5 protein-coding genes are annotated in these 5841 nt (G+C 73.8%); all 5 read left to right on the top strand.

From position 1 onward, the window contains the following. Positions 1–531: 531 nt before the first annotated feature. Positions 532–1818 (top strand): alpha/beta hydrolase, encoded by a 1287-nt coding sequence (locus tag MOX02_RS29010; RefSeq protein WP_147029251.1) that lies wholly within the window; start codon positions 532–534, stop codon positions 1816–1818. Positions 1819–1889: 71 nt separating this feature from the next. After that, positions 1890–2447, top strand: a complete 558-nt coding sequence (locus MOX02_RS29005) for a gluconokinase (protein WP_147029250.1) — start codon at positions 1890–1892, stop codon at positions 2445–2447. Next, positions 2444–3295, top strand: coding sequence for a Cof-type HAD-IIB family hydrolase (locus tag MOX02_RS29000; RefSeq protein ID WP_147029249.1), 852 nt, complete (start codon positions 2444–2446; stop codon positions 3293–3295). Before MOX02_RS29005 ends, MOX02_RS29000 begins: the two co-directional genes overlap by 4 nt. A gap of 156 nt (positions 3296–3451) precedes the next feature. After that, a complete protein-coding gene (locus MOX02_RS28995) occupies positions 3452–4474 on the top strand; it encodes a transglycosylase SLT domain-containing protein (protein ID WP_147029248.1) in 1023 nt (340 codons plus the stop codon). A gap of 323 nt (positions 4475–4797) precedes the next feature. After that, positions 4798–5688, top strand: a complete 891-nt coding sequence (locus MOX02_RS28990) for a helix-turn-helix transcriptional regulator (protein ID WP_147029252.1) — start codon at positions 4798–4800, stop codon at positions 5686–5688. Positions 5689–5841: the final 153 nt, after the last annotated feature.

Genomic DNA, 5841 nt, shown 5'->3' with positions numbered 1-5841 from the left:
ACCGAGCAGCCCGACACCGCGAGGGCGGTGCACAGGAGAAGGGGGAGGACGCGCATCCGGGTTCGCCTGTGGGTTTCCCTGAAGGGACTCGGGTCAGCAGGCCAACGCAAGTCCGCTCAGCTCCTTGTTCTGACGCAAGTTCTTGGTTCTGACGCAAGGTCTTGCCGGAAAGCCGCGCGGGCGCCTCCCCGGAACCCGCTCCCCCGCGGCCCGACCGCGCCCCGGTATGCCGGCACGCGGATCGGACCGGCGGGAGCGCCGGATCCCACGACCCCTAGCCCAAACCCGCCCCCCTGTCCGTGGCGGGTGGGTCACAGTCCCGGCGCGTCCGGCCGGACGACCCCGCCCGTCCCCGCTCCCCACAACCCGGCGCCCGATCGGCCGGGCGTTGCCGCGAAACAGCAGCCCGGGCCCGATCCCGCGCCGGAGGCGGCGACGGTGATGCAATTTAAAAGCGTGTCCTCTAAACAGCATTCGGGGGGCCGAGCGGCTCAAGCAAGACTATAATCCGTGCCGCGGGCATTTCGTCTGATGAACCCATCGCTGAGCTTCACGCCGCCCCACCTTCAGGGACCTTGTCCCGAACCCGTCCGCCGCCGGCACGTCTTCTACATCCCGGGCTACGACCCGGAGGCGCGCACCCGCTACCGGCACCTGTTCGTGCGCGAGCTGAACCGGCACACGCGCCGCTTCGGCGAGGAGCGCCGCGCGGTCTCGGAGCCGCAGATCAGCCCGGACGGGCTCGCGCAGAGCTGGACGGTGGCCGCACCCGCCGGGGCGCCGGGCGCCGAGACCGCCTACGACGTGCTCCTGTGGGACGACATCGTGGTGCGGGACTTCCGCCGCTCCCGCCTCGTCAGCGTGGCGCTCCTCCTGGCGGGCACGCTGCACGCGCTCGCGGCGGGCCTCCTGTTCCGCTTCTACCGGCTGAACTGGAAGTACGGGAACGTCATCGTCTACCCCTTCGCGATGGTGGTGCTGCTGACCCTGCTGTCGGTCTTCCTCGGGACCATGGTCCACGCCCATCTCGGCGACTGGTTCGGCCACAGCATGGGCTTGCCGATCTACCTCTCGCTGCCGCTCGGCGTCGCGGCGGGCATCGCCTGGATCAAGGGCATCGAGGCGTTCCTGAACCGGATCTTCTTCTGGCAGCTCCTCAACGACTGGGTCTTCAACTGGCAGCACGGCCAGGGCTGGCGGCCCGACTACGAGCGGCGCCTCGACGCCTTCGCCGGGCACGTTCTGGCCCGGCTCGGGGCGCGCGCGGCCGCCGGCGAGCGGGTCGACGAGGTGATGATCGTCGGCCACTCCTCGGGCGCGCTGACGGCCGTCGAGGTGGCGGCCCGCGCGCTCGCCCGCGAGCCCGGCCTCGGCGCGCAGGGGCCGGCTCTCTCCCTCGTCACCCTCGGCTCGGGCCTGCCGCTCGTGGCGATGCAGCCGCGCGCCCGCCGCCTGCGGGCGGACGTGGCGAGCCTCGTCACGCAGCGTCACCTCGTCTGGTGCGACTTCCAGGCGCCGCAGGACTGGATGAACTTCCCCGGCTTCAACCCCGTGCGCCACCTCGCCCTCGGCCTGTGCGGGCAGCCCGTGGCGAACCCGCTGATCCGCTCGGCCCGCTTCCGCGACGTCCTCAGCCCCGAGACCTACGCGCGGGTCCGGAACCGGCCCTTCCGGATGCACTTCCAGTTCCTGCTCGCCAACGACCGGCGCGGCGCCTACGACTACTTCGCCATGGTCCTCGGCCCCCAGCGCCTGCGCGAGCGCGTTCTGGCGCCGATCATCGGCCCCGACCCCGCCCCGCTCGCCGCGGCCGGCTGACACCCCGGCGGCCCAATACGGGACGGCGGCCCCGTCCCGCCCTATGACAGGCGTGCCCGCCACGAATCCGGATGCACGCCTTGGCCCCGAACCCGGCTCCTCCACCCGCGCCGCGCATCCTCGTGGTGATGGGCGTCTCAGGGTCCGGCAAGAGCACGGTGGCGGCCTGCCTCGCCGAGCGCCTCGGCTGGACCTTCGCGGACGGGGACGACTTCCACACGCCGGAGCACGTGGCCAAGATGCGCGCCGGCCACGCCCTCGACGAGGCCGACCGGGCGCCCTGGCTGCGGGCGGTGGCGGGCTGGATCGCGGGGCGCCTCGCTTCGGGCGAGACCGGAATCGTCGCCTGCTCGGCCCTGGGCCGGGCCCACCGCGACATCCTCGTCGCCGGCCGGCCGGAGGTCCGCATCGTGCATCTCGACGGGAGCCGCGCCCTGATCGCCGAGCGGATCGCGCAGCGGCGGGGCCATTTCATGCCGGCCCTCCTGCTCGACAGCCAGTTCGCGGCGCTCGAGCCGCCCGCGCGCGACGAGAACCCGATCGTCGTCGGCATCGACGACCCGCCGGACGCGATCGCCGAGGCGGTGCTCGCGCGCCTCGAACTCGAAGGACAGGGGAGGGCGCGATGACGCGGAGCCCGGACCTTGACGCCGCCGCATGGAGGGCTCGATGGAGCGGCCGCGGGATCGCCCTCGTGATCTCGGACGTCGACGGCACCCTGGTGACCACCGACAAGCGGCTGAGCCCGGCCACGGTCGCGGCGGTGCGCCGCCTCGGCGAGGCCGGAATCGGCTTCACGATCGCCTCGAGCCGCCCTCCGGTCGGGCTCGCGCCGCTTGCCGCGGCTCTGTCCCTGCGCCTGCCGATGGCCGCCTTCAACGGGGCGAGCATCGTCGGGCCGGACCTCGGCGTGATCAGCGAGACCCTGATCCCGGAGGAGGCCGCGCGGGAGGCGGCCGGTCGGCTCGCCGCCGCCGGCCTCGACGTCTGGGTGTTCGCCGACGGCGCGTGGTGCCTGCGCGACCCGGAGGCGCCCTACACGGACCTCGAGCGGCGCACCCTCCAGGCCGAGCCGAGGGTCGTCGCCGATCTCGGGCCGCTCCTCGCGGCGGCCTCCAAGATCGTCGGCGTCAGCCCGGACGCAGGCCATCTCGCCGCCTGCGAGGCCGAGGTCGCGGCGGCCCTCGGGGCGCGGGCGAGCGTCCACCGCTCGCAGGCCTACTATCTCGACGTGACGCCGCCCGGCCTCGACAAGGGCCGCTTCGTCGACTGGATGGCCGACCGCCTCGGCATCCCGGCCGCCCGCATCGCGACGTTCGGCGACGCCGGCAACGACGCGGCGATGTTCGCCCGCAGCGGCCTCTCGATCGCGATGGGCAACGCCGACGACGCCCTGAAGGCGAAGGCGGCCCTCGTCACGGAGGGCAACGACGCGGACGGCGTCGCCCGCGCCCTGGATCGCCTCCTCCCGGCCTGACGCCGCCCGCGTCCGGCGCCTCCGACGCCTGTGTCTCGGGAGGCACAGCGGCCCCGGAACGGCCACGCCGCCCACAGGCGACCGCGCGGAAGCCGCTTTCCGGCCTCAATTCGCCTCGACCTAGGCCGTGAAGAACAAGCGAACCGGGTCTCGCGCATGAACCAGCGTCTCCTGCTCCTCGCCGCATGCCTCGCGGCCGCGCCGGCACCCGCGCTCGCGCAGCAGATGGCGCGGGACAACATCGACGCCCTGATCGAGGAGCAGGCCCGGGCGAACGGGCTGCCCGCGAGCTTCGTGCACCAGGTCGTGAAGCGGGAGAGCAACTACAATCCGAACGCGAAGGGCGGCTCGGCGCTCGGCCTGATGCAGATCAAGCACGCCACCGCCCGCGGCCTCGGCTACAAGGGCGAGGCGAGCGGCCTCTACGACCCGAAGGTCAACCTGCGCTACGGGGTGGCCTACCTCGCGGGCGCCTACCGCACCGCCAAGGGCGATCTCGCCCGCGCCTACCACTACTACAACCGCGGCTACTATTACGCGGCCAAGCGCCAGGGCATCTCCAGCGAGGTAATCGACGAGACGCCGTCCCTGCCGGCACCCGCGGCGTCGGCGGGCGCCTTCGCCAACCTGTTCGGCCTGCGCCCCTCCGACGCGAGCGCGGGGACCGGCCAGGCCCTGGCCTACGCCGCCCCGCAGGCGGCGGTCGCCGAGGCGGTCGAGGTGCCCCTGCCGCCCCGGCGGCCGGCCTCCCTCGGCGGCGAGATCGTGCAGGTGGCGAGCCTCGACCCCGCGGCCGGCCTCGCCGGCGCGGCCCCGGCGGCCGTGGCCCAGACGGCTGCCGCCGGGCCGGCGGCGGTCGAGGTGCCCCTGCCGCCGCGCCGGCCCGCCGCGCTCGCGAGCCTCGCCGCCGCGAGCCTCGCCGCCCCCGATCTCGGCGCCCTCTCGGTGGCCGCTCACGCCGCCCCGCCGGCGGGCGCGCCCCAGGCGGCCCCTCAGCAGGCGGGCCCCCAGCAGGCGGGCCCCCAGCAGGCGGCCGCCGCCGAGACGATCGAGGTGCCCCTGCCGCCGCGCCGGCCCTCGGCCCAGCTCCTCGCCGCCGTCGCCCGGCCGCCGGCCCGCAAGGCGCCGGCCGCCGAGACCCCGGTGCTCGAAGCCTCGGCGCTGCCCGCCGGGCAGTAGGGGCGCGGCTTAAATCCGCGGCACCGCTTGATCGGGGCGCCCGGCGTCAACACATCGGTCCCGGCGCGGGCAACGATCTCACGGGCCGGACGGGCCGGTGAATCGCGCCCGCAACGAGCGTCGGCAGGTCATCGATGGCATTGCCGGCGGGGGAGTAGCGGAATTTTCCTTCCGAAGACCGATCATCCGCGGGCGTCCATCCACAGGATGCCGCACAATGCTGCCGTGTTCCGCGTCCGTGGAGACGAGGGCGCGCGGCTCCAGTATGAACACGCTCGCGGGGCACCGACCTTGCTTGCGAGAATGGGATTATGAGCGACCCGATGTCCGGCGCGGCGGAACAAGAAGCACTCTTCCTGACCGAACTCGGTCGGCGGGTGCGCCACGCGCGCACGGTCCGCGGGCTGTCGCGCAAGCTCCTCTCGCAGACCTCCGGCCTCTCCGAGCGCTACATCGCCCAGCTCGAGGGCGGCCAGGGCAACGTCTCGATCATCCTGCTGCGGCGGGTGGCCAACGCGATGGGGGTACGCCTCGACGACCTGATCGCCGGCCAGGACCTCACGCCGGACTGGCAGGTGATGCGCGACCTCGTCGCCCAGGCCGCGCCCGAGCAGATCGCCGCCGCCAAGGCGTTGCTCGCGGGAAACCAGCTCGCGGACGGCACCGTGCCGAAGCCGCGCGTGGCGGTGATCGGCCTGCGCGGGGCGGGCAAGTCGACCCTCGGCCGGCTCACCGCCGAGCGGCTCGGCTGGACCTTCGTGGAGCTCAACGCCGAGATCGAGCGTGAGAACGCCCTCTCGGTGAAGGAGATCTTCGCGATCTACGGGCAGGAGGGCTACCGCCGCCTGGAGCAGGCGGCCCTGCGCCGCCTCACCGAGCATCCGGGCCCGCTGATCCTGGCCACCAGCGGCGGCATCGTGGCCGAGCCGCTGACCTACGACCTGCTGCTGCAGGCCTTCTTCACGGTGTGGCTCCGGGCGCGGCCTGAGGAGCACATGCAGCGGGTGCGCGACCAGGACAACCTGGCGCCGACAGGCGACCACGCCACCGCCATGCAGGAGCTGCGCGCGGTGCTGGCGAGCCGCGAGCCGCTCTACGCCCGCGCCTCGACGGTGGTCGACACCTCCGACGTCCCGATCGAGGTGATGGTGGACCGCCTCACCGCCGCGATCGAGGCCCGGTTCGGCACGCAGGAGCGCCGCCGCAGCGCCTGAGGGCAGGGGCCCTCTCCCGAACGGGAGACGGGGCGGCCTCTCCGGAAAGACCTGAACCCCTCACCCGGTCCGCGTGCCGCGGACTCGACCTCTCCCGAACGGAAGAGGTGGGGCGCCAGCGCCATCGCGGGGCTCGACCCGAAAGAAATGGGC

It is taken from the genome of Methylobacterium oxalidis, from assembly GCF_007992195.1.
GTDB lineage: Bacteria > Pseudomonadota > Alphaproteobacteria > Rhizobiales > Beijerinckiaceae > Methylobacterium > Methylobacterium oxalidis.
Note: the sequence above shows the minus strand (reverse complement) of the source record. Positions and strands in the feature narration are given on the sequence as shown.

Bases quoted from the DNA above. Each gene is read 5' to 3' on its own strand.
- MOX02_RS29010 (WP_147029251.1), top strand. From the start codon at position 532: ATGAACCCATCGCTGAGCTTCACGCCGCCCCACCTTCAGGGACCTTGT.
- MOX02_RS29005 (WP_147029250.1), top strand. From the start codon at position 1,890: ATGCACGCCTTGGCCCCGAACCCGGCTCCTCCACCCGCGCCGCGCATC.
- MOX02_RS29000 (WP_147029249.1), top strand. From the start codon at position 2,444: ATGACGCGGAGCCCGGACCTTGACGCCGCCGCATGGAGGGCTCGATGG.
- MOX02_RS28995 (WP_147029248.1), top strand. From the start codon at position 3,452: ATGAACCAGCGTCTCCTGCTCCTCGCCGCATGCCTCGCGGCCGCGCCG.
- MOX02_RS28990 (WP_147029252.1), top strand. From the start codon at position 4,798: ATGTCCGGCGCGGCGGAACAAGAAGCACTCTTCCTGACCGAACTCGGT.